The organism is Aquimarina sp. MAR_2010_214 (assembly GCF_002846555.1).
GTDB lineage: Bacteria > Bacteroidota > Bacteroidia > Flavobacteriales > Flavobacteriaceae > Aquimarina.
On the sequence record NZ_PJMS01000001.1, the window covers coordinates 2629998 to 2650445 of the forward strand.

At 30.0% G+C, this 20448-nt stretch carries 30 protein-coding genes; 10 read left to right on the plus strand and 20 right to left on the minus strand.

Annotated features, from left to right (window positions below; all coding sequences use genetic code 11):
• Positions 1-5: 5 nt before the first annotated feature.
• Together ATE84_RS11085 and ATE84_RS11090 are read right to left on the minus strand one after the other, a co-directional pair.
• Complete coding sequence (locus ATE84_RS11085; protein ID WP_101448013.1) at positions 6-353, minus strand: hypothetical protein; 348 nt, start codon at positions 351-353, stop codon at positions 6-8.
• Complete coding sequence (locus ATE84_RS11090; RefSeq protein ID WP_101448014.1) at positions 353-682, minus strand: YtxH domain-containing protein; 330 nt, start codon at positions 680-682, stop codon at positions 353-355. The genes ATE84_RS11085 and ATE84_RS11090 overlap by 1 nt, the downstream gene beginning before the upstream one ends.
• Before the next feature lie 502 nt (positions 683-1184).
• Here ATE84_RS11090 and ATE84_RS26135 point away from each other — a divergent pair.
• Positions 1185-1328, plus strand: coding sequence for a hypothetical protein (locus ATE84_RS26135; RefSeq protein WP_158237227.1), 144 nt, complete (start codon positions 1185-1187; stop codon positions 1326-1328).
• A gap of 319 nt (positions 1329-1647) precedes the next feature.
• Here the strand turns inward: ATE84_RS26135 and ATE84_RS11095 are convergent, their stop codons facing one another.
• From ATE84_RS11095 to ATE84_RS11100, 3 genes are all read right to left on the minus strand, one after another.
• Positions 1648-2004: a hypothetical protein gene (locus ATE84_RS11095; RefSeq protein WP_101448015.1), complete on the minus strand. Its 357-nt coding sequence runs from the start codon at positions 2002-2004 to the stop codon at positions 1648-1650.
• 54 nt (positions 2005-2058) lie between these two features.
• Entirely contained in the window at positions 2059-2187 is a 129-nt protein-coding gene (locus ATE84_RS26730) for a hypothetical protein (RefSeq protein WP_255412013.1), read from the minus strand.
• A 1188-nt stretch (positions 2188-3375) separates the two neighbouring features.
• Complete coding sequence (locus ATE84_RS11100; RefSeq protein ID WP_101450980.1) at positions 3376-3873, minus strand: Dps family protein; 498 nt, start codon at positions 3871-3873, stop codon at positions 3376-3378.
• A 346-nt stretch (positions 3874-4219) separates the two neighbouring features.
• On the opposite strand from ATE84_RS11100, the gene ATE84_RS11105 reads away from it, so the two are divergent.
• Positions 4220-5218 carry an IS1595 family transposase gene (locus ATE84_RS11105; protein WP_101444842.1) on the plus strand — a complete coding sequence of 333 codons (999 nt, stop codon included), beginning with the start codon at positions 4220-4222 and terminating at the stop codon, positions 5216-5218.
• 41 nt (positions 5219-5259) lie between these two features.
• Here the strand turns inward: ATE84_RS11105 and corA are convergent, their stop codons facing one another.
• Entirely contained in the window at positions 5260-6348 is a 1089-nt protein-coding gene (gene corA / locus ATE84_RS11110) for a magnesium/cobalt transporter CorA (protein WP_101448016.1), read from the minus strand.
• Between the two features lie 125 nt (positions 6349-6473).
• On the opposite strand from corA, the gene ATE84_RS11115 reads away from it, so the two are divergent.
• Positions 6474-7004: a DUF3124 domain-containing protein gene (locus ATE84_RS11115; RefSeq protein ID WP_101448017.1), complete on the plus strand. Its 531-nt coding sequence runs from the start codon at positions 6474-6476 to the stop codon at positions 7002-7004.
• Here ATE84_RS11115 and ATE84_RS11120 read toward each other — a convergent pair whose 3' ends face one another.
• On the minus strand, positions 7005-7439 hold the full coding sequence (locus ATE84_RS11120) for a pyridoxamine 5'-phosphate oxidase family protein (RefSeq protein ID WP_101448018.1): 435 nt from the start codon (positions 7437-7439) through the stop codon (positions 7005-7007).
• The gene (locus ATE84_RS26140; protein ID WP_158237228.1) at positions 7423-7584 is read right to left on the minus strand and encodes a hypothetical protein; all 162 of its coding nucleotides are present in this window, start codon (positions 7582-7584) and stop codon (positions 7423-7425) included. Before ATE84_RS26140 ends, ATE84_RS11120 begins: the two co-directional genes overlap by 17 nt.
• A gap of 499 nt (positions 7585-8083) precedes the next feature.
• Here ATE84_RS26140 and ATE84_RS26560 point away from each other — a divergent pair, with 499 nt between their 5' ends.
• From ATE84_RS26560 to ATE84_RS26735, 3 genes are all read left to right on the plus strand, one after another.
• Positions 8084-8272 carry a hypothetical protein gene (locus ATE84_RS26560; protein WP_233195785.1) on the plus strand — a complete coding sequence of 63 codons (189 nt, stop codon included), beginning with the start codon at positions 8084-8086 and terminating at the stop codon, positions 8270-8272.
• Between the two features lie 34 nt (positions 8273-8306).
• On the plus strand, positions 8307-8777 hold the full coding sequence (locus tag ATE84_RS26565; protein WP_233195786.1) for a hypothetical protein: 471 nt from the start codon (positions 8307-8309) through the stop codon (positions 8775-8777).
• A gap of 195 nt (positions 8778-8972) precedes the next feature.
• Positions 8973-9095, plus strand: a complete 123-nt coding sequence (locus ATE84_RS26735) for a hypothetical protein (protein ID WP_255412014.1) — start codon at positions 8973-8975, stop codon at positions 9093-9095.
• Between the two features lie 2160 nt (positions 9096-11255).
• On the opposite strand, the gene ATE84_RS26145 is transcribed toward ATE84_RS26735, so the two are convergent.
• The 5 genes from ATE84_RS26145 to ATE84_RS11155 all read right to left on the minus strand — a co-directional run bounded on the left by ATE84_RS26145 (position 11256) and on the right by ATE84_RS11155 (position 12949).
• Complete coding sequence (locus tag ATE84_RS26145) at positions 11256-11429, minus strand: hypothetical protein (protein ID WP_158237229.1); 174 nt, start codon at positions 11427-11429, stop codon at positions 11256-11258.
• Between the two features lie 126 nt (positions 11430-11555).
• Positions 11556-11819 (minus strand): hypothetical protein, encoded by a 264-nt coding sequence (locus ATE84_RS11140; RefSeq protein ID WP_101448021.1) that lies wholly within the window; start codon positions 11817-11819, stop codon positions 11556-11558.
• Between the two features lie 359 nt (positions 11820-12178).
• Complete coding sequence (locus ATE84_RS11145; protein WP_101448022.1) at positions 12179-12430, minus strand: hypothetical protein; 252 nt, start codon at positions 12428-12430, stop codon at positions 12179-12181.
• A 21-nt stretch (positions 12431-12451) separates the two neighbouring features.
• Complete coding sequence (locus tag ATE84_RS11150) at positions 12452-12685, minus strand: hypothetical protein (RefSeq protein ID WP_101448023.1); 234 nt, start codon at positions 12683-12685, stop codon at positions 12452-12454.
• A gap of 60 nt (positions 12686-12745) precedes the next feature.
• Entirely contained in the window at positions 12746-12949 is a 204-nt protein-coding gene (locus ATE84_RS11155) for a hypothetical protein (protein ID WP_101448024.1), read from the minus strand.
• A 106-nt stretch (positions 12950-13055) separates the two neighbouring features.
• Here ATE84_RS11155 and ATE84_RS11160 point away from each other — a divergent pair, with 106 nt between their 5' ends.
• A complete protein-coding gene (locus tag ATE84_RS11160) occupies positions 13056-13397 on the plus strand; it encodes a hypothetical protein (RefSeq protein ID WP_101448025.1) in 342 nt (113 codons plus the stop codon).
• Positions 13398-13412: 15 nt separating this feature from the next.
• On the opposite strand, the gene ATE84_RS11165 is transcribed toward ATE84_RS11160, so the two are convergent.
• Genes ATE84_RS11165 through ATE84_RS26150 form a run of 3 tightly spaced genes read right to left on the minus strand, consistent with a single transcriptional unit; the run spans position 13413 to position 14425 of the window.
• Positions 13413-13646 carry a hypothetical protein gene (locus ATE84_RS11165; protein ID WP_101448026.1) on the minus strand — a complete coding sequence of 78 codons (234 nt, stop codon included), beginning with the start codon at positions 13644-13646 and terminating at the stop codon, positions 13413-13415.
• Positions 13633-14280 (minus strand): hypothetical protein, encoded by a 648-nt coding sequence (locus ATE84_RS11170; protein WP_143273609.1) that lies wholly within the window; start codon positions 14278-14280, stop codon positions 13633-13635. The genes ATE84_RS11165 and ATE84_RS11170 overlap by 14 nt, the downstream gene beginning before the upstream one ends.
• Positions 14249-14425 (minus strand): hypothetical protein, encoded by a 177-nt coding sequence (locus ATE84_RS26150; RefSeq protein ID WP_158237230.1) that lies wholly within the window; start codon positions 14423-14425, stop codon positions 14249-14251. The genes ATE84_RS11170 and ATE84_RS26150 overlap by 32 nt, the downstream gene beginning before the upstream one ends.
• A 476-nt stretch (positions 14426-14901) precedes the next feature.
• Here ATE84_RS26150 and ATE84_RS11180 point away from each other — a divergent pair, with 476 nt between their 5' ends.
• Positions 14902-15087 carry a hypothetical protein gene (locus tag ATE84_RS11180; protein WP_143273610.1) on the plus strand — a complete coding sequence of 62 codons (186 nt, stop codon included), beginning with the start codon at positions 14902-14904 and terminating at the stop codon, positions 15085-15087.
• Positions 15088-15190: 103 nt separating this feature from the next.
• Positions 15191-15466, plus strand: a complete 276-nt coding sequence (locus tag ATE84_RS11185; RefSeq protein ID WP_143273611.1) for a hypothetical protein — start codon at positions 15191-15193, stop codon at positions 15464-15466.
• Positions 15467-16121: 655 nt separating this feature from the next.
• Here the strand turns inward: ATE84_RS11185 and ATE84_RS11195 are convergent.
• The 4 genes from ATE84_RS11195 to ATE84_RS11210 all read right to left on the minus strand — a co-directional run bounded on the left by ATE84_RS11195 (position 16122) and on the right by ATE84_RS11210 (position 19178).
• A complete protein-coding gene (locus ATE84_RS11195) occupies positions 16122-17042 on the minus strand; it encodes a DUF6371 domain-containing protein (RefSeq protein WP_101448032.1) in 921 nt (306 codons plus the stop codon).
• Positions 17043-17134: 92 nt separating this feature from the next.
• Positions 17135-18604, minus strand: a complete 1470-nt coding sequence (locus tag ATE84_RS11200) for a phage/plasmid primase, P4 family (RefSeq protein WP_101448033.1) — start codon at positions 18602-18604, stop codon at positions 17135-17137.
• A gap of 20 nt (positions 18605-18624) precedes the next feature.
• Positions 18625-18858: a hypothetical protein gene (locus ATE84_RS11205; RefSeq protein WP_101448034.1), complete on the minus strand. Its 234-nt coding sequence runs from the start codon at positions 18856-18858 to the stop codon at positions 18625-18627.
• Positions 18858-19178: a hypothetical protein gene (locus ATE84_RS11210; protein ID WP_101448035.1), complete on the minus strand. Its 321-nt coding sequence runs from the start codon at positions 19176-19178 to the stop codon at positions 18858-18860. Before ATE84_RS11210 ends, ATE84_RS11205 begins: the two co-directional genes overlap by 1 nt.
• Before the next feature lie 339 nt (positions 19179-19517).
• Here ATE84_RS11210 and ATE84_RS11215 point away from each other — a divergent pair, with 339 nt between their 5' ends.
• Positions 19518-20255 (plus strand): S24 family peptidase, encoded by a 738-nt coding sequence (locus ATE84_RS11215; RefSeq protein WP_101448036.1) that lies wholly within the window; start codon positions 19518-19520, stop codon positions 20253-20255.
• Positions 20256-20448: the final 193 nt, after the last annotated feature.

Genomic DNA, 20448 nt, shown 5'->3' on the forward strand with positions numbered 1-20448 from the left:
TTGTTTTAATCAAAAAATTCTTGAGACATTTTTTTGATAATATTTTTATCAATTTGTTTACGTGCAAGGTATCCAATTCCTGTAACGACAAACAATGCTACTGCCATTAGGAGGCAAGCTAATGATGAATTGCCAATGAACTGCCCTAACCAGATAGCTCCAGATACTGTAAGAAAGATCAGTCCTAGAAAAAGCAAGCCGCCAATTATGGCTAACTTGCTTAAAAAGGAAAATGCTCTTGCTAACTGCTGAAATGCTTTCAGTTTATAATATTTCTGAGAAATCTTTATATAAGATTCACCTTTATCTACGGCTTTATTAGAAGTCTCATGTATAGCATCAAAAACTCCCATTATGATTTCTGTAGTTTTTTATTTCTTGCTTTTAACTCTCTAAGTTTTTTTTCAAGAGTAGTAATCACATCATCTGCCTTATAACTTACATCGGATACCAAAGATTCGACCCTGGTGTCTAATGTTTCTTTCTGTGAAGAAACTGTGTCTACAATTTTGTGTTGTAAATTTGACGCTTCTTTTGCTAAATGATCTTTTGTCGTTTGTGCTTCTTGTGCAATTCGCTTTCTTGTATTGCTGCCTTTGTCAGGAGCAAAAAGAATTCCTAAAGTGGCTCCTATAGCAGTCCCTGCCAAAATTCCTAGAAATGTGTTACTATCATTACTCATTGTATTGTCTTTTATGTTTTTAAAATTATTTACTACAAATTTCAAAAAAAAATAGTGTTTGGCTTAACTCAAATCATATGGATGTTAACGGAAATGATTTTTGCAAACGAATTAATATTTAAATGGAAAGCGTTAACCTCATTTCACCAAGGTAAATACCTTTATAGTTGATAAGATAAAAAAAAGTCAAACACAGTAATTACTCAATATCCATCTACAGGGAGATTAAAAGAAATAAAACCTTTTAGGCATACTATTCTAATCTAGGTAAAGCAAGGAATGTCTGCTTTTGGTGAAGAAGTTATTTGGTCCTGTAGCAATTGTTATTAAGACAGAAGGCCGAGAAAATGCTTTTGAGCTAACAAAAATTTCAACTTTTAGCCTTGGCACAATGATCTTTACTGAAAAATATTGAGGTTGTAAGAAAACAGATAAGGGATATACAAGATAGAGCTTTTTTGTAAATGAAATTTATAAAGAAAATATCACTGTCAAAACACCAATGACTATTAGAATGGGTAAGTTACAAGGTAATACCTCGGTGTACTCAAGAAAATTTGAAGTATTCGCTACTCTTATTCCTGCGATTGATAGAGTTTCTAAATGGTCAAAATCTTTTGAGTCTCAATTGGTATTCACAGGTTAGAAATGAATGATTTTACTTCCAACAAAAACCCTATGTTTATATAAACATAGGGTTTTTGTTTTTCAATTTATCAAAATAGCCTTTAGTATATAACTTTCGAGAATCTCATAATGCTGTATTTGTGCTTAGGATTTCCCAATAAGACATTTCTGAGTAATTGGTACATTTCCTTTTTTCATTTTGGGTTTTCCAATAACTGATTTCAGTTTGAAGTTTTTTTGAGTTTTTGTTAGTTTGGGATGTTCCATTTTTATTGGGCATATATTATAAATTCTTGTTTTTATTTGGTTGATAATGTAATTTGTTGATGTGTAGACATTTATATTGTATGCACCAGTGCATTAATATTATGACGCTCTACTAGTCTTTCGGTGAAGGCTTTGTGCCCTTTTGGAGCTAATAAATGAAGTTTTCCTCGTTTCATCCCAGCCATAAAACTTAAAACTTTCCACTTTACGACTAATTTCTTAGCATTATTATTTTTTAAAGCAATATCAGAGTAGTGCTTAGCTCCACCATAGGTAGTAAATGATAAATCTGCTCGTATTTTTTCATTAGTAGATTTGCTGGTAAAGACTTTTGGATCTTCATAACCTTCAGCAATAGATTTCACAATTTTTGTAGGCTTTTTTTCGACCCAAGAAAGGGCTTTCTTGATATATCTGTTCTTTTTCATAATTTAAATTTTTAATATTTCTATTTCATAGAATCACGTCTATTTATAGCCTAATTAAATTGTAATTGCTTTTTTGGGCTTCATATTGATCTTAACTTTTTTTCGAATACCTCTTAGATATGCCTTACTTCCAAAAAACTTTTTTCTAAGTCCTGGCCTTTGAATATTATTTCTGTTTTTCATAATAATTTTTGTTGTTGTATCTACCTACAGTACCAGTACTAATGCTAATGCATATAAAGCGATTGATACAGTAACTAAAAGAGTTAATGATTTAAATAATCTTTTTTTAAATTTCATTTAGAGAGGTAATTTTTAAAAATTATTTTATCTATGAATAGCATACCTACTGGCACTCGGTAAATCTTTTAAAAATTGAATAAAGGGGGTAAAGTAAATTTTGAGATATCTGTAATAAATTTGCATAATTAAGTGATTTTAGTGTGAATAAATTCGTGTTTAACTTTATATAAAAGTTGTTATCAAAGCCATTATAAAAACAAAAGTTGAAACAACTGTTAATATGAGTAAAGAGCTTTTTCGATTGTTATCCAAAATATTTTTTTTTCGATTAATAATTGATTTTTTTGAAAAATGGATATGTAAAATGCAATATCATTATAATAATTGTCAAACTTTGAAACTTAAAATTTTGTCTAATTATTTACTATTGAATTCTAAATAGGCTTGTATGAAAGTCAATAACTAAAACTAAATGCAGGACTGCATCAGAAAAGATTAAATGTTTTTTTAGAAAATATTGATTCCTCAATCATACACTAGTAATATAAGTTCTAAGATAAATTTGTCAAGTGCTTTAACGTGGTTTAACCTTATTAAGAATTATTTAACATAAGTAGTGTTAAAAATAAAACTTATGTGTTAATGAAATTAACAAAAACAAATTCTATTTTTTAATTTAATTTTTATAAAAAAATATAAAAACGAGCGAATTTTATTTAAAAAAAGCTCTCTTTTTATTAAAAATCATATAATTTAAGATAAATATACTTTGTTCGAATGTGTGTTTAGGGTAATAAGAATGTCTTAATAAGATCATAATTTTATTTCTAAATGCTTGATAAATTCATATCCCATATCAAAATAACCTTTTTATAACGAATTGAAAAAAGTTTAAATCACTTCAATATATAATCTTAATAGAATTCATTCCAGGTACTAAAAAAGCACCAGCAATGATTCCTGCACGCACTCCAGCAATGATGTTTGAGTATGTTATATTCCTGTAAAGAGTACTGTGCCTAAATTATTGAATCCTCTTACGGAACACTACTTAGAACTAATCTAGTTTTTTTACGGATTAAAGAATTTAATAATTTTTCAAAGGTTGTTTTTCAAACGTATTGGTATTTAAGACGTAGACCAAGCGGTAAACATCCAATGTCTTTTTTCTAACCTTCTCATAAACTGGGTAACAATTTCTTCGGTTACTGTATCTCCAGAATCTAAAGCTGCATTTAATACATCTAATAATGAATCGTGTAATATTCTAAAATCTTTAAGTACTTCTTGTACCATGTCCAAAGGAGCTAGGTCATCTTCTAGTTCCTTGATATTAGCTAGACCTATATGCTGTTGTAAAGTGTATTTAGGTTTTAATCCAAATACTCTAATTCTTTCTGCTATGGTGTCGGTTTGTGCTTTTACTTCGTTGTATTCTATTTCGAATTGTTCGTGCAATTCAAAAAAATCACCTCCTTCTACATTCCAATGAAATGTTCGTAATTTGTGATATTGTACAATATAATTAGCTAAAAGTTTATTTAGAGCGACCACGATTTCGGCCGTTTCAAGGTAAGTAAAACCTAATTTTTTGTATGCTTTTTGTTTTTTTAATGTACTTTCCATAATTTTCATATATTTACTGTTATTTTACTATCTGTCCTTCAGATAGTATAATTTTAGATTCAGGTTTGGTTAATTTTTCATATTCTTTTACTAGTGTTTTAATTTTTTATAGGACTGATTTTAAGGTGTATACGCTTTTAATTAAGCATAACGACGTTTAAGATTTTGATTTTAATTTCAAGTAAATAAAAGTCGGTAAACATCTTTAACACTATTGATGTTAATGTTAACTCATATAAGATTTACCGAATAAAGTAGGGATGAAGAAGTGGATTCAGATATGTTAACAATATTGGCTAAGTTCTAATTAGAATATGTTTTATCTTTACTTTATAAAAACGGAGAAATGATACCAGAAGATTTTAGAGATTTTTTCATTAGTTCATCGGCTTTGGTTCAATCAGAAATTGTTTCCACATTATTGGAGATCTCTACTGAGGGTTCAGCCCTGATTGATAGCAATCAGAGTAAAGCCATAAGCTGTCCTCATTGTAAGTGCAATAAAATTAAGGCTAATGGTAAGCTCAAAGGAGTACAGCGCTATGTTTGTAATACTTGTCATAAAAACTTTAGTGAAACTACCGGTAAGTTCTGGTACAACCTCAAGAAGAAAGACAAAGTTAATCGTTATTTATTCTGTTTACTCTCTGGATATAGTATTCGCAAGAGTGCCAAAGAAACAGGGATTTCTATTCAGACTTCTTTTGATTGGAGGCACAAATTACTTGTCTCCTTTGGGAGCGTAAGTGTGGATGAATTCCAAGGAATCCTAGAGAGTGATGATCTTTTCTTTGCTTACTCTGAAAAAGGGAATCGAAATTTGGATCGTCCTGCTAGAAAACGTGGCGCAAAGGCAAGTAAAGCTGGTCTCAGTAATGAAAAAGTAGCTGTGATAGCCAGTTGTGACCGATCAGGGAACAAAGATTTCAAAGTAGCTACCAGAGGTCGCATTAGTAAAAGTGACTTGGAGACTATATTACAAGGGAAGTTGGCTAAAGTAGAAACCCTTTGTAGCGACAGTCACAGAAGCTATACTGCATTTGCAAAAGACAAGAAGGTAGCACACAAAAAATTTAATGCTTCGAAGGGTCAAAGAGCTGTTGACAAAATATATCACGTACAAAATGTGAATAATATGGATATGCGTCTAAGGAAATTTATGGAGCCCTTCAATGGAGTGGCAACAAAATACCTTCAGAATTATCTGAATTGGTTTTTAGTCTTAGAAAAAATAAAAAATTCAACCAGTAAAATGGCAACCGTAGCAGCTATAGCCTTTGCTTCCAATACTGCCTGGATGGAATTTAAAAACATAGTAGTAAATAATATGCTTTTTAGAACTTAGCCACAATATTTAATCATTGTCTTTTTGATTATAATATAGTTTTAGAGCCATTTTTTTCTTCTGAAAAAAATAAGAAGACCAACAAATAAAGTTATCATTATACCCCATAAGATATAATAGGCATTTTGATATTTGAGTTCTGGCATGTGATCAAAATTCATTCCGTATACACCAACTATAAAAGTTAAAGGAATAAAAATGGTAGCAATAATGGTTAGGACTTTCATTATACCGTTCATTTTATTACTTATAGTGGTCATGTACATATCCATAAGTCCCCAGATCATTTCGCGATACACATCAATATTTTCATTAATATGAATAATATGATCATAAAGGTCTTTGAAATAGTCTATATGTTTTTCTTGAATAAGATCAGTTTCAGATTTTACAATTCTTCCAATGATCTCACGCAGTGGTAAGATACTTCTGCGAATTCTGAGAATCTCTCTTTTTAATGACTGGATATCCTGAGTTATCGTATCATCTGGTTGTTCTACAAAAAGTTGCTCTTCTAGAAGTTCTACTTTCTCACCCAAATCCTCAATCACTACAAAATAATTATCAAAAATAGCATCTATCAATGCAAAAGCAAGATAATCAGCCTCAGAGCTTCTGATTCGACTTTTAGCATTAGTTATACGTGCTCGAACTGGTTCAAAGATATCCTCCTCGGATTCTTGAAAAGTAATTACGTATCCTTTACCCAATACTATAGAAATATGCTCGATTATAAATTCTTTATTTTTATTAAAATACATCATTTTAAGTACCAGGAAAAGATAAGTGTCGTATTCATCGATCTTTGGGCGTTGATCGGTATTTACTATATCTTCAATAATAAGCGGATGTAAACCATAATGTTGACCGATTCGAGTAATTTCGTTTGTGTGACTTAAACCATTAACATTGATCCAGGTAATGTGTTCGTTGCTTTTAAGAATAAAAGTTTTATCAATATCATCAGTATCTTTAACTTCAAAAGTATCTTTTGTATAATTCTGAATTTCAATTTTGGTTGATAGATGTTCTTTTTCACCAATATAAACTACTGTACCGGGTGCTTTCCCCAGACTTTTTGAGGATTTAGGTTTTTTAGTTTTTTTATGTACAAGTCGGTGTTTTCTCATATTACAGCGGACAACATTAGTTGTAAAAGTACTAAAAGATATTTTACAAAAAAGGCCATTTCACTATTCTTTCCAACTTAAAATAATGTAACTTTCTTGGGTATTTATTAAGACTTTTGCTTATTATGAAAAAATTAATTATTTATTTTGCTGTATTGCTTTTTTGTATTGCTTTACCCAATTGTGTAAAGCAAAATCCTAATAAGGAATTAGAACAAGGAATTTTAAAAGAAAATAAAATACCAGAAAGCGATGATGGGTTCAGTTATCCTATTAAGAAAGATGTATATATTCCTATCTATTCAGATATTTATAATAAGACAAAAGATTTTCGATTTCAGCTTACTGCTACACTAAGTATAAGAAATACAAGCCCGAAGGATACACTTTTTATTAAAAAAGTAGATTATTATAACACGACTGGAGGTTTTGTGCGAGGATATATCGAACAGCCTATTTATCTGAAACCTCTTGAATCTATTGAATATGTTATAGAAGAAGAAGATACTGCTGGAGGAAGTGGAGCGAATTTCTTGATTACTTGGGGGGCGAATAAAACTATAACTCCTATTTTTCAAGGAGTAATGGTCGGTGTGTCTGGTCAACAAGGGCTTGCGTTTACCACAGAAGGAGTAATAATATCTGAAAGTGAATAATTATTCTAGGTAATCTTTTGTAAAAATAGTATTGGATTCTCGGTTTAAATCATCCCAATAGTCTGCTTTTAATATTTCAAATTTTATAGCGGTCAAAGTTTCTTTTTCTCGCTTCTTTACATATGTTACATCTTCCTCATTGTATAATTCTTCCAACTTTTCTGGGTCATCTATAATTTCACCTTTACCAAATAAACTTAAGAAATAAGATGATTCTGGCTTACTGTAGATCAATGTTGCTTCGTTAGAGATTAATAAATCTTGGTTGCAAACACTATATTTATCACTTAAGAACCATATATTCCCCTTATTATCAAATTCTTTAGTCTGTAATAATGAAATATGAGGTGGTAGATACCCTAATTTGGTAATCAAAATAGCATTTTGTATTTCTTCTATAGTATTTCTTATATTATTTTTAGTTACTTTTACCATATTCTTTTGCACTACTTTTTTTACAGTTTTTAACTAACTTTTCTTGATCTTTACTGGAAACTCTGGTATATATCCAAACATTTTTATTTATAGTTGTTTCTTTTTCTGCTTTTACAATAAATTTTTCAAAATAATTTAAACTCATTTCTTACTTTTCATTATGTCTATACCTATTACAGCTAATTTGTATAGTGATTTAATAATGCCTACTGCTGCTGCAGTTAAACCAATCCATCATAAGAACGTAGTTTGTCAACTGTCAAAACCTTTACATCATTTTCTTGTTCTTGTGTTTCCATCTACTTCTATATTCGTTTTCACAACGAATATAGAAAGGTGAATACCAGTAATATTACAGCTTGAAAATATTGTCTTTATCCAGAAAATATGTTCTTCAAAAAGACACAAATAGTACAATCAAAAAATTGATTTTTTCACCAAAAATGTCCTTTTTAGTGAAAATCAAGACCATATTAAGACAATTTTTGAGCTTGTCTAATTTGGATAATATTTGTAGGAAAACAAAAGAAAACATCGACTTATTTAACTAAACTGGTTAAATAACGAATCTATCACAGTACATGACAAAAATATAATTAACTGATTTTTAGTAAATTATATGAGTAATTGGATCTATTTATCTAATGAAGAAAACCAATGTTATCACTAAAAATAGTGAATTAACTTCTGTTCTTAATACTCATTTTCAAGGAAAAATAAATCTAGCTCGGATAAAACTAATCGCACTTTTTATAAGTAGCTTATGTAAAGTACAATCTGTAACCTTCGATAAATTAGCAAATGCGTTTGACACTACTGCTGATGATAGCTAAATTGGTTTTTAACTTATTACCCAAACAGGATAAAGTGAAATTAACTATTGATCGTACCAATTGGAAGTTTGGACAAACCAATATCAATATATTTATGTTAGGTATTGTTTATAAAGGTGTTGCTTTTCCTTTACTTTTTACCATGCTTGACAAGAGAGGAAATTCCAGTAGTCAAGAACGTATAGCACTAATAGAAAGGTTTGTCAGATTGTTTGGAAAAGAATATATCGATTCTTTAGTTGTAGATAGAGAATTTGTTGGAGAGAAGTGGATAGGGTTTTTGAACCATAATCAAATCAGATATCATATTCGTATCCGTAATAATTTTATGGTCTATTTGCCCGATAAGAATAAACAAATAAAAGCATTCTGGTTGTTTAATAATTTAAAAGTTGGGCAGTATAAACATTATGATAAAATCGTATCTCTTAATAGAGAGTTGTGTTACATCTCAGGATGTAAATTACACAAAGAAAGGGGAATTTCTGATTATTATATCCTTTAACAAACCTGAACAGACTAATGAATATTACAGACAACGATGGCAGATAGAAAAAACACACCTGAATATAAAACCAATCCAAGTCAAAAAACACGGTAGAAAAGCTAGGATGATATTCAAATATGGACTTGACTATATTGTAAATGTATTATTAAACACTCTAAATCAATCAAATATAAATATCAACCAATTTTTGTCATGTACTTAGAAATAAAAGCTTTAAGAAAAGAGTTGATAAAGATTCTTAACGCTACAGGTTTGTGGGATAGTAATGTTAATATAATTCAGGTTACTGATGCTAAAAATAGTGTATTAATTTAGAACATTAGTAAGTGCTATTGATGCTCCTACAGCTTGGGATTTACGTGTACATGTTCGTAAGAAATTAATTTTATTTCTACAAGAAAATTACCCAGAAAGTATTCCTATAACTCTTGTATGTTTGAATAATGATTCTTTGAAAGAATAATTTTTTTATAATCTACAAGCATTTTTTCTTAAAAACATTATCGTAATTTACACATGGAGAAGAAGATTAATAATTAACTTACTTTTTTTCATCATTTTTAAACAATCTCTTGCATGATTTGGATAATGACCTTCTTCATAAACAAGCTCTAAAAGTTCAGCATTATTGATTATTTTTCCATTCAAAATAGACTCTTGATGTAAATTCCTGCGAAGTTGACCCCTATATCAGTTGGATTGATGAGATTTTGGTGGATGATATAGAGCTTATCCAAGAAGAAGTATTTCAAGTATGGGAAGTAAAAACGATTTTTGGAATTAGACAAAGAGTAGTACCATAGTTTCTTAATGGAAAGTACTAGAATCCGTGCTTTTCTGTAATTACTAGTACTGAACTCATTTAAAGGTTTTTTAGAATGAAGTGGTTTAAACTTTTTTCAATTCGCTATAAAAATGCCCTTTTTCACTCAATTTTTGTCTTTTTCTTACTTCGTAGCGCTGCTATGAAGCGCAATCCCGAGTACTCGGGACAATTGATCAAAAAAACTACTATTTTTCACTAGAATCAAAAAAGTTTAAACCACTTCAATATAAAAAAGGGTTGAATACATTTGTGTTGCACAATATAAAACATTCAACCCTATATACCATAATACTAAGCAAAGATATAATAGGATAAGGTTTTAGTGTTAATGAAAGTAAATAAGAGTGTAACCCTTATGAAGCTATTAATGATGTAGAATAGGTTTTATAAAATGTGTATTCGTTGTTATCTTATAGAAGATAGCCTTTTATTAAAGTTAAATTGGTTAAAATTAACCCACAATCTTCTGGCAAAAAGTTCGATAATTGTCCCATCTTCAGTAGAAGCTGTTTTCTTGGAAAATTGACATTATTACAAGTAACATTATATACCTCTTATTTATTTGATAGAGAAATTTTTCCTATAGGGATGAGCTACAACTATTCCCTATAGGAGTGAGCTACAACTATTCCCTATAGGGATGAGCTACAACTTTTCCCTATAGGAGTGAGCTACAACTTTTCCCTATAGGGATGAGCTACAACTATTCTCTATAGGGATGAGCTACAACTTTTTCCTATAAGGACGAGCTACAACTATTCTCTATAGGGATGAGACACAACTATTCTCTATAGGGATGAGCTACAACTTTTTCCTATAGGGATGAGCTACAACTATTCCCTATAGGGGCGAGCTACAACTATTCTCTATAGGGATGAGCTACAACTTTTTCCTATAAGGACGAGCTACAACTATTCTCTATAGGGATGAGACACAACTATTCCTTTTTAAGCAAGTAGTTAAAAAATGCTTTTATTTTTTATTCAAATAAGAAAAATATGCTTAGAAAAACTATTTTCAGTTGATAAAGAGCCTTAATAAGGTTAGTTCATTGTTGGACAGAAATAAAGCCTATAAAAGCTCTTAAAATAACTTTTAGGACATAGTTTATGGTTATTACTCCATGCGGTTTTAGATGATACTTCCTAAACTTCTGATAAAACAAACATAAAGCGATATCTCCCTTAAAAATATTTTCAAACCTTTTTTTACTACAGTTTTCTAGTGATTAATTAATAGGGGGTATAAATTGGAATATCCTGTTATCAAAAAGACGAGAGAGAATTTATATTTTATTTAACAATATTTTTACACAACGATAGCATACCAATTACAAATAATTAAGTCGCTTTTGGACTTGGATATATGAATTGTTTTTCTGAAATTTCTGATATCTTCATCGTCTTATCCAAGCATTAGCGAATTCATATTGAAAATTATTTCATCAAAAAAATAATAGATATATCTATAGATACCATAATATCTAAACCACAGAAAATTCTATAATCACAAGAAAATATGAGAAGAGAAACAGTAGTCAGAAGAAAAAAACTTCAATAGAGAAGTCACCAAAAAAAGAAACAACTACAATACATAACTTGTGACACCTGACTTCTGACTTTTTCATTTTTCGGTTTTACATTTTACATTTAACATTGTTGTTCTTGCATCATGTACAGCGCATATATTTTGGCATACATCATAATTTCTTTTGGGCTATCATTTAACAGTTTACACATAAACTCACCAATATCGATATCCAATACTTTTAATATGGTATATAATACTTTTGGTGGTATGTCGTTTATGTTATCTGGAAGCATAGAAATTATATTAAAAAAGGATACAGGAGTAACCTTATAGTGCATAAGGGGTATGTACACAAACTCAACTTTATTGTAATATGCTAATTACTCCTGTTTTTCCTTTTTGTTAAGAGTTATGATTATTTATACTGCTATGTGCAGAGGGCGACCTGCTTTTATAGCTTCTATGCGTAACTTTGACTTTTTTATCATTTCTGCTACTTCTAGCGCTGTGCTACCATTGTGATACTTTTCTTCTATCCAGATACGAAGAAGAAGTGCATAACCTCTATGTTCTTTTACACATTTATTGAAAAGAGTAGGGTTTATCGACAACAATTTAAATACTTTCTGTTCAAAAGGTTTTTCTCTATGGTTTTGTATTGCAACCGGTAGACTTGTTTTCATGTTTTTTTATTTTGGCATGGTCATTTTACATTTAATAGCTTTAGAGTTTAAAGACTTCCAGCTTCGGACTTTCGACCTCAAGCATCTGACTTCTCACTTCAACATTCGATATTTTATATTCCAGCTTCGAACCCCTCACTTTTACTTTCACATTTTACAGTTTTATATTTTTACAAAGACATCGTGGTACTTTTGTATCTTATTGGAAATAAGCATCGTATTTCCTATAAGAAAATTACTAGCCCTAGCGTTGCTATGCTGTTTAAATAATAAAGCTATGTCATGCTTACAGGTTTACAGCGGCACCCGACATCTTTGATTGGGGTAATTCACAAACTCAACTTAATCTAACACCTTAGTTACTTAGTACTTAGATTGATTAATATCATTTTACAATATAATTGTCTTCTGATCCAATAAATAATCTGTAATGCTTTGTCTTTAGATAGACCCTTCTTGAAAAGTCGAATAACCCATTGATAAATAATTTTCTCATAACATGTTTCTTTTTTAACAATGGATTCCATAAATTCATCTACCTTCATATTTAACGATTGGATGATGAATACGAGATATTCATTACGCCTCTTATCTAATTCTGAATGGTTCATATGTAGTGATTTAAAGAAGGTTTATTCTTCATTGACATTTTGCCGGATCTGCTTTTTGTATTGTTCAATAGAGACTTTATTCAAAAAGTGGTCAATTGCTGTTATACGTTTATCATTAAGTTTTCGTTCATATTTAAGAAACTTCTGTATAGTTCCAGAAGGAAAACCGATTCGCTTATCCAGCCCTACACCATTGATAAAATCTTGATTTTCTTTTAGCCATAACTCTATTGCTAGTCTTTTTATATGTTTCATACGAATGCATATTTAGGATGATTCATTACAAAACAACAATTGGGATTACGTTAATTTCTTTTATTTTATTCTCATACCTTCTGGTTTCAAAATCTCCAAAATCAGCTGTAAATCTTTCAGAATCAATTTTGCTACCTCTGTGTTTGCCTCACGTTTTCCTTGTGCAATTAGAGATACGTATCTACCAGATTTACCATATTTTCGCCCAATAACGGTATGAACGCCTCTAAGGGTTTTCAATTCATCATTAGTAAAATTTTGCATACATTTGTGATGTTCTGATTTCGGAACAAATAATTTATTTTTAATACTTTTTTCGAACTAATTTCATACAAAGTACTAAAAAAGTTTTGACAAAACCAAATATTACATGAAGATTAAGGCTGTTTTTGAACATATTTCAAAAAGTGAAGGCATATCAATAGATGATGTTGCTAAGAAACTGGGCGTAGCTAAATCTACATTATATTATAGTATTAACAAGGATGAGTTATCCCTAAAGTTGAAGAAGCAACTCAACAGAATTTATCCTGATTATGAGTATTTAATCAATGTTGAAGAGATTGAAGATTATGACTTGAATAAAGTGGCTGATTTTGTGATAGCAAATGAAACTAAGCTATTAGAAGTAGATAAGTTCCGATTATGGCTACAAACCAAAGTACAGGAAGGTGTTATTGAAGTACTTTCGATAAATAAAGAAGGTAAATAAAGGGCTATCAGGTTTTTAACCATAAATCAAACCTAGCCGCCTTATGATATCATCCTCACTAAAATATATGTCCAGTCCACGATTCAAACGATTTGAAATCATTTTCTCAATTTTTTTCTGATTTTTTTCTGATTCTTTTTTCAGATAAGTTTCTATATCATCATTAATCTGATCAATTAAATCATCAGGAATAAGTCCTTTCTTATATTGGTTCTTAATTATTTTCTTTCTATCCTTATCGTCCATCATTTTTTAGTTTTTCAATTTGATTGGTATAGTCCTCTACAAACTCAGCTTTATCTTTTTCTAAGACATATTTATTCTTCACATCATTGACAATAAAACGCAGGAGTACATGCACATTTGAGCGCATAGTCTTATCCTTATCATAATTAACAATGAAAATAGAAATTATGCTACCAACAATAGAAACAATACCAATTGCCCAATAATATAATTCTTTAGGAAAATCCTGACGATGCCATAATGTCCAGACAATGAAATACGTGGAAATGAACAGAAATAATACGATGGATGCGCCAACTATTCTTTTAATCTTCTTGTCCATAAGGACAAATGGGTAAACATAGATTAATAACAACGCAAAATAGAACATAGAGATAGGTTTACCTATCGCATACCAAAATTTACGAATATTGGTAAAGCCAATAAATTTTTCACTTATTTCAATAGCTTCATATTGTAATACGTAGGTGTCTTGAGTGATTTTGCCATTATCTAGTTGTTGCTTTAAGATTTTAAACTCAGGGCTTTTCTTAGGGTAAAGAATATGTATAAAAGGTGCAGTACATGCAAATACTGCACCTAATATTAAAATTGTTACTTTAATTTTAGTCTCTATCATCAGGTTCTTGAATGTCATCTTTGTCTTCCATGAATGTATCCAGGTCAACAGAGGTATTTACTTCTATACCGATTTCTTCATCTACGGTTTCAGAAGTACAACTCGCAAATGTAATTACCAAAATAAAAAAAAGAATGTTCAATAAAAATGATTTTGCTTTCATAATAAAAAAATTAAGGAATGTTACGTGATAAATGATTTTTATCGTATTTAATTTGCTGATTATCAGCAAGTAGTAGGTGTGATTAACTTTGATTGCTAAAAACCTTTTTAGGGTTAAATGAATGGTTTTATAGCGAAATAGGGGATATTCCCCCATGTTTTAAATTAAAAATACGTTTAAAAAAGCAGATCACTTCCGAAAACTAAAAATAATTGATTTAAAACCCTAGAAAGCAACAAGTTAAAACCACATCAAGTGTAAGGCATAGCCATAAATTAAAAAATATTTTGATAAAGTGATGAAAATAGAAAGGAAGGAATTATTAGTAAATTTGATTATGATAATGTAGATTCATATAACCATCGAAGAACTAAAAGAATGAGCAAAAGAAGATGTTAGAAGTCAACTAAAGTCTTCTAATCATTATGGAGAAAATTGGATAATCTAGGATGTAGAATCAACTAAAGTGTAGATAAATGATGGATTTTGTAATAAAAGACAATTTTAAAGATACTTATGATTTTGAGGTGCGTTTGGCAACTATGAATGAAATAACTAACCTTTCGGGATATCTTGCCAAAAAGAAATGGCACGACTATAAAAAGACTAAAAATTCTCTGGGAGTAAAAACGACCAGAAAAGAAGCTGTTGATTTTTATTAAGAAAGAAAAGACTATTATTCTTCAATTAATAGGTGATAAAGTATTGGTACAAGACTATAAAAAATTCGATATTTCTATTTTTGTTTTAACTATATCCAGGAGCATGATACCAATACGATATTACCTCATGACCTTCAGAGTGCTACAAACCAAAAGAGGAATGGAGAAAGTAGAACCTGATGATGCTATTTTTGATCTTAACTGTCTTAAAAGACGATCATGCCATAAAAGAAAAAGTAAATCGGGTATACATGACTGGCCAAAAAATGAATCTGTACAAAAAGCAATTGAGATTAGGGAGTATTTAAGAGTTAATCCAGATGAAAATAGAGATCGTGTTTGTCATGAATTTGGTTTATCAAAAAACAACATATTATAGAACTCTAAAGTGGTTGGAGGAGAGAAAGAATTGAAAGTTTTGACTTTATTACAACTATTCTTGTGAGACTAAAACAGGGTATAAGTAGTTATTGGTACTTTTACTGTTAAGACTTAATCTGTCTATTTCTATACATCAGTTTAATCATTAAAATAGATTTGTTATTTAACCAGTTCGGTTAAGTAAGTCGATGTTTTCTTTGTTTTCCTACAAATATTATCCAAATTAGATAAGCTCAAAAATTTTATTATGTAAGGTGTTGGTATTTAGTTAAAAACAGATTCGTCTTCCTGAAAAAAAATGATTTATTTTTCTGTTTTTTTTGTGGTTATTTTTCATCTTTTTTTGGGGAAGCAAGACACTAAGCGAGTAAATTTAGAAGGAGAATTTTCAGTAAAAGATATGTTTGATACGAAAAAATTAACTTTTTTAATCAAAATTCAATTTAATAGTTTGGTTTTTAATGTATTAATACCATGTATTTAATCTAGAGAATTTCTCGAGGTTCTACCTCGGGGTTACAAGAGGAAAGTTTGAAAACGGATGGTTTTCATTAAACTAAAAATAAATTTTTTTCCGCTTGATACCTCGATGGCTCTGCTTCGGGGTTGTTCATTAAGTTTTTATCGTAAAAAACTTATTACTCAAAAATGGCTTATATATTTAAGTTGATTAAGTAATCAGCAATATCCCAACCATTTTTCTTTTGATGGATGGAAGATTTTTTTTCTAAAAGATCAGATATCTGATAATCTACCTCTGGATAGAGGTTTTTTATTTTGTTTTTCCATAAAGTACATCCTCCTAAGTCTGGAAATAAGATTGCCTGTCTACCCTTTAAGATCTTTGTGTTTTCGTAATTAAGGTTTGATAAACTGCCTGTGGCGATCCAAATAAATTCAGGAAGAAACACGCTAGCTATTATAGCGGTTTTCTCACTTTCTACAATAGCTATTGGTTTTTGAAGTTCTTTTGCTATTAGGTGTTCTCCAAAAAGACATTGCTTAAGGTTGTATTTTTCTACAGGAAGCGCTTTATGTACCCAACTAATATGAGAGAATGGTTGTTTAATGCGCTTACCAGTTTTAGGATTATACAACATAATTTTACCACTTCTGATATTACCCAATCGATCAACTTGCCAGAATACGGTAGCTCCATACCATAATTTAGAAGTTCCTATGTGATACGTTTTAATAAGCTCTTCTGTAGCATCTTCTCCAAAAATATTTTGAAGAAATATCACAAAATTATTTGCAAAACCTTTTTGCTTGCTTTGAATCATTATCTTCTTAGGAATAGTATTTATGATCTTTTCGGTTTTTAAATTCTTTACGTGCACAAGTGGTTTTTCTTTGAATATTTTTTCTGTGCCCGACTTATCTTCAAAAAATTGCTTAGGAGTATAATGATATCCGCATTTTACTTCTCGATTACAGCGTCCAACTTTTTCTCCTACATATGTATGATCTTCTGTGTCTATATATCTTGAAAACACTGTTTTTTTGCCACAGTTAGGACAGCTAAATCTTGATTTAATACTTGTGTAAGGTTCTAATGTAAATCGATATTCCACAATAAAAACAATTTAGTTTTACCTACACTTTCTACACTTGCTACACGAATCCATTACAAATCGTGTAGCAAGTGTAGAAAGTGTAGGTTATATTAATTACTTTTTTTATGTGCATAAATAGCCATTCCGTAGTTTTTGCGTTGTATTTTGAATCCTAGTTTTTGCATCTTTTTAGAAAATGCTTTTTTAGAATCAAAAGTGTAATTACTTTCTATGCAAAATCCTCTATATTCGTTAAATAGGCTTGTTAAAGGCATATCCATAGCTGGATTAGATTCATAATTGGTATCATCCAAAAACATAGTCATAGTATCACTTTCTCTTTGATATCTTAAAATTTCATTTCTAACTATTGGGCTATCTGTAAATTTTCTGTTTTCTAATAACCTGTTTGTTCCTTTTAATACCCAATTGAAAACTCCAGATAATTCATTTTGCACAATCCGTTTTGATAAGTCAGGGTCTTGTTGTGATATTGGGATGGTAACTCTAAACGGAAGGATTAGGAACCTCCTAAAGAAAGCATTGTTATTTTCTACATTCTCTGGTAATTCATTACAGTTAAACATAAATCGAGCATAATCTTTGATCAATTGAGGTTTGCCAAAAGGTAATCTGGCTTCTACAGGCTCTCCAGACACCAGTAATTTAAATGTATTTGTTTCTAACTTTCCATTGATCTCACTAGCGTAATTTAGTAGCTTATTGGTTAGCATAGATCTATAATATCCTTTATCCTCTGTTAATGACTGTAGAGAATAACTCGTAAAATTCTCTTCTCCCAATAATGCATTGATAATATCGAATAGTACACTTTTCCCATTTGCCCCACTACCATAGGCTAATAATACTTTCTCTAATTTAAGAACACTATTTTTAATAAAAATATATCCAAGATATTCTGATAAGACATCTTGTAATTCTTGTTCTGGTAATACTTTATCAAGATATTCTTGAAATTGTGGAGCTGTAGCTTCTTTATTGTATGAAAAAGGCAATTGATAGGTGAGAAAGTCATTTTTATCAAAGGGGCGTAAAACTCTTCTAAGAGGAGAGATTTCAAAAGTACCATTAGCAAGGTTAATTAGAATGGTCTTTTGGTTCTTTCTTAATTCCTTTAACCTGGCATCAGATAAAAACTGCTTATACATTTCTCCTTTGAAAGCAAAGTATTTAGCGTGAAAACGATTCATCTTTGTTTTTAAAGCTACTTCACATAAAAAGTCTTCAAATTCCTCTTGTGCAATTAATTGCCAGTATTCTCCATTATAAACGTATACATAGTCATATTTTCGGCATAAATGAAATCCAATAGACATTGCTTTTTCTAATAATATTTCAATAATGGAAACTAGGAAATGAACTTTCCTTGGTTTTTCATTATTTGATAACTCCGCATATTTTCTAAAATCTACTTCTTCGATATGTCTTAATAGTTGATTAAATATGTTAGGTAGTTGATCATGCTCTCTATTTTCTTTTTGGTTATGAGCAACTGTCAATAACTTATCTGTTTCTTCCAGAATATCATCGATTTCAATTGTTGATTTATTTCCCCCCATAAGATATTTGTGTTATGCTTTTAATACTTTGATTGATAAATAACATCTTCAAGTAAAGGAGGTTCTCCCAGATGATCGATAATTATTTTTACTTGCTTGGGGGTATACAACCCACCACTATAACTACCGAGCTTCCTATTAATTTTCTTGATCCATTGTCGGAACGTATATGGGGAGCATTGGTATGCTTGGTGCAAAACAGTTTTAGAAACTGCTTTATAGCGTTTATTTGTTTTTCCTATGGTGCCTGACATTACTTGGTAAGATTTAAGGATTTGATTAAATCCTGATTATGTAATTTATCTAAGGTATGCGTATTGTGTTTAGGGATTTTGTTATTAAGTAATTCCTCTATAGTGCAATTGAAATAATTAGCAATCAAAGCCAATTTATCAGCCGATATCTCTAAACGCTCTTTTTTTGTTACGTATAGCCACCTTTCAAAGGTTCGTTTGCTAACCTTGCAAGCGACAGGTAGTTTTCTCTTAGCTATCGTGTATTCATTGTAAGGTAATCTCTTCAAAAACTTTAAAATGTTATACTTTCTCTTATTTGTATTCATCTCTATGGACATAATTGTTGGTTTTTTTTGATTTTAAATTATTGATTTTTAAACTTTTAAATTGTTTTAATATGGTTATATAAGAGGTGTTTTTGTGGAAAGTTGCAGTAAAGTTTTAGTTATATATTAGACAAATTGTAGTTAAATATTTGGAAAGTTTATGTAAAATTTCGTAATTTTGATGTGTAGCAATGAAAAACTTGATTAAAGTTTCATTAAAACGACATATTTATACAATTAATTTCATTTTCATAGTGTATTTACGACATAATTTTGATGATAAATATAATTATATAGACATAAATATCAAACCGACTTACATTATTTTTACAAACTTTTACATGTATTACTATGGCACAGCATAAAGTAACCCAGCGAATTTTGACTATAATGGATATGATTATTAAGGAGAGAGAACATGTTAAGTCCAGAAGTGCTATGGCAAGAAGTCTTGATTATTCGCCACAGTCTTTTGATAAAGTAACCAATGATGATAGAAACTTTCCTATTGATGTGATACATAGATTCTTTGAAAAATATAATATTAACCCAAGCTTAGTATTTAATGACGAATTATGGAAAAGACATAGTGTTGACAATCACGTTTTGTTTCAATCTAACACAGATGGAGTAATGGAAACTTCATTTTATGTTGATATAGAAAATACTATAAGGGTTGCAATGATAAGTATTGAAAATGCTAAAAGGTATGCCATAAAAAACCAAGATGAGGAATATATAGGGAAGCTATCTTTCATGTCATTCCATAATTCAGATGAAGAATATAGAAGTCTGAGAGGATTCCAAATAAAAGGGGATGATATGGAACCTAATTTTTTTCACGGGGATTGGGTATTCGGACTTAGAGTAAGAAAGTTTACAAAAATTAGATTGAATAGAATATTTGTAATAGTCCTTAAATATGAAGTGGTAATAAGAAGGATTACAGCATTTAATGAAGAAAGTAATAGCCTAACAGTTTCTATGGATAATCATGCATATCCAGACTATGAAATTTCTTTAGAAAATGTATTTGAAGTGTGGGAAGTAGAAAGTGCTTTAAAAAGTAGATTTCCGATGCCTAAATAGATATTTAATGGTTTTAAAGTCTTGTAAATCAAGTACTTAAAAAGTAGTCAGTAGTAGTCATTAAAAAGTGAGTATTTTGAAGTTAAAATTACTTTTTTATAAACTCTTTGTTTTACTGGTCAATCCCAATGTTTATTGTATATTACTGTCATTAATAACGTCAAATAATAGTATAAAAATATGGGTAAAGTCG

Excerpts from the sequence above, each read along its gene's own strand:
- ATE84_RS11085 (WP_101448013.1), bottom strand. The coding sequence starts at position 353 with ATGGGAGTTTTTGATGCTATACATGAGACTTCTAATAAAGCCGTAGAT.
- ATE84_RS11090 (WP_101448014.1), bottom strand. The coding sequence starts at position 682 with ATGAGTAATGATAGTAACACATTTCTAGGAATTTTGGCAGGGACTGCT.
- ATE84_RS26135 (WP_158237227.1), top strand. The coding sequence starts at position 1,185 with ATGACTATTAGAATGGGTAAGTTACAAGGTAATACCTCGGTGTACTCA.
- ATE84_RS11095 (WP_101448015.1), bottom strand. The coding sequence starts at position 2,004 with ATGAAAAAGAACAGATATATCAAGAAAGCCCTTTCTTGGGTCGAAAAA.
- ATE84_RS26730 (WP_255412013.1), bottom strand. The coding sequence starts at position 2,187 with ATGAAAAACAGAAATAATATTCAAAGGCCAGGACTTAGAAAAAAGTTT.
- ATE84_RS11100 (WP_101450980.1), bottom strand. The coding sequence starts at position 3,873 with ATGGAAAGTACATTAAAAAAACAAAAAGCATACAAAAAATTAGGTTTT.
- ATE84_RS11105 (WP_101444842.1), top strand. The coding sequence starts at position 4,220 with ATGATACCAGAAGATTTTAGAGATTTTTTCATTAGTTCATCGGCTTTG.
- corA (WP_101448016.1), bottom strand. The coding sequence starts at position 6,348 with ATGAGAAAACACCGACTTGTACATAAAAAAACTAAAAAACCTAAATCC.
- ATE84_RS11115 (WP_101448017.1), top strand. The coding sequence starts at position 6,474 with ATGAAAAAATTAATTATTTATTTTGCTGTATTGCTTTTTTGTATTGCT.
- ATE84_RS11120 (WP_101448018.1), bottom strand. The coding sequence starts at position 7,439 with ATGGTAAAAGTAACTAAAAATAATATAAGAAATACTATAGAAGAAATA.
- ATE84_RS26140 (WP_158237228.1), bottom strand. The coding sequence starts at position 7,584 with ATGAGTTTAAATTATTTTGAAAAATTTATTGTAAAAGCAGAAAAAGAA.
- ATE84_RS26560 (WP_233195785.1), top strand. The coding sequence starts at position 8,084 with ATGAAGAAAACCAATGTTATCACTAAAAATAGTGAATTAACTTCTGTT.
- ATE84_RS26735 (WP_255412014.1), top strand. The coding sequence starts at position 8,973 with ATGTACTTAGAAATAAAAGCTTTAAGAAAAGAGTTGATAAAGATTCTT.
- ATE84_RS26145 (WP_158237229.1), bottom strand. The coding sequence starts at position 11,429 with ATGCTTCCAGATAACATAAACGACATACCACCAAAAGTATTATATACC.
- ATE84_RS11140 (WP_101448021.1), bottom strand. The coding sequence starts at position 11,819 with ATGAAAACAAGTCTACCGGTTGCAATACAAAACCATAGAGAAAAACCT.
- ATE84_RS11145 (WP_101448022.1), bottom strand. The coding sequence starts at position 12,430 with ATGAACCATTCAGAATTAGATAAGAGGCGTAATGAATATCTCGTATTC.
- ATE84_RS11150 (WP_101448023.1), bottom strand. The coding sequence starts at position 12,685 with ATGAAACATATAAAAAGACTAGCAATAGAGTTATGGCTAAAAGAAAAT.
- ATE84_RS11155 (WP_101448024.1), bottom strand. The coding sequence starts at position 12,949 with ATGCAAAATTTTACTAATGATGAATTGAAAACCCTTAGAGGCGTTCAT.
- ATE84_RS11160 (WP_101448025.1), top strand. The coding sequence starts at position 13,056 with ATGAAGATTAAGGCTGTTTTTGAACATATTTCAAAAAGTGAAGGCATA.
- ATE84_RS11165 (WP_101448026.1), bottom strand. The coding sequence starts at position 13,646 with ATGATGGACGATAAGGATAGAAAGAAAATAATTAAGAACCAATATAAG.
- ATE84_RS11170 (WP_143273609.1), bottom strand. The coding sequence starts at position 14,280 with ATGACATTCAAGAACCTGATGATAGAGACTAAAATTAAAGTAACAATT.
- ATE84_RS26150 (WP_158237230.1), bottom strand. The coding sequence starts at position 14,425 with ATGAAAGCAAAATCATTTTTATTGAACATTCTTTTTTTTATTTTGGTA.
- ATE84_RS11180 (WP_143273610.1), top strand. The coding sequence starts at position 14,902 with ATGATGGATTTTGTAATAAAAGACAATTTTAAAGATACTTATGATTTT.
- ATE84_RS11185 (WP_143273611.1), top strand. The coding sequence starts at position 15,191 with ATGATACCAATACGATATTACCTCATGACCTTCAGAGTGCTACAAACC.
- ATE84_RS11200 (WP_101448033.1), bottom strand. The coding sequence starts at position 18,604 with ATGGGGGGAAATAAATCAACAATTGAAATCGATGATATTCTGGAAGAA.
- ATE84_RS11205 (WP_101448034.1), bottom strand. The coding sequence starts at position 18,858 with ATGTCAGGCACCATAGGAAAAACAAATAAACGCTATAAAGCAGTTTCT.
- ATE84_RS11210 (WP_101448035.1), bottom strand. The coding sequence starts at position 19,178 with ATGTCCATAGAGATGAATACAAATAAGAGAAAGTATAACATTTTAAAG.
- ATE84_RS11215 (WP_101448036.1), top strand. The coding sequence starts at position 19,518 with ATGGCACAGCATAAAGTAACCCAGCGAATTTTGACTATAATGGATATG.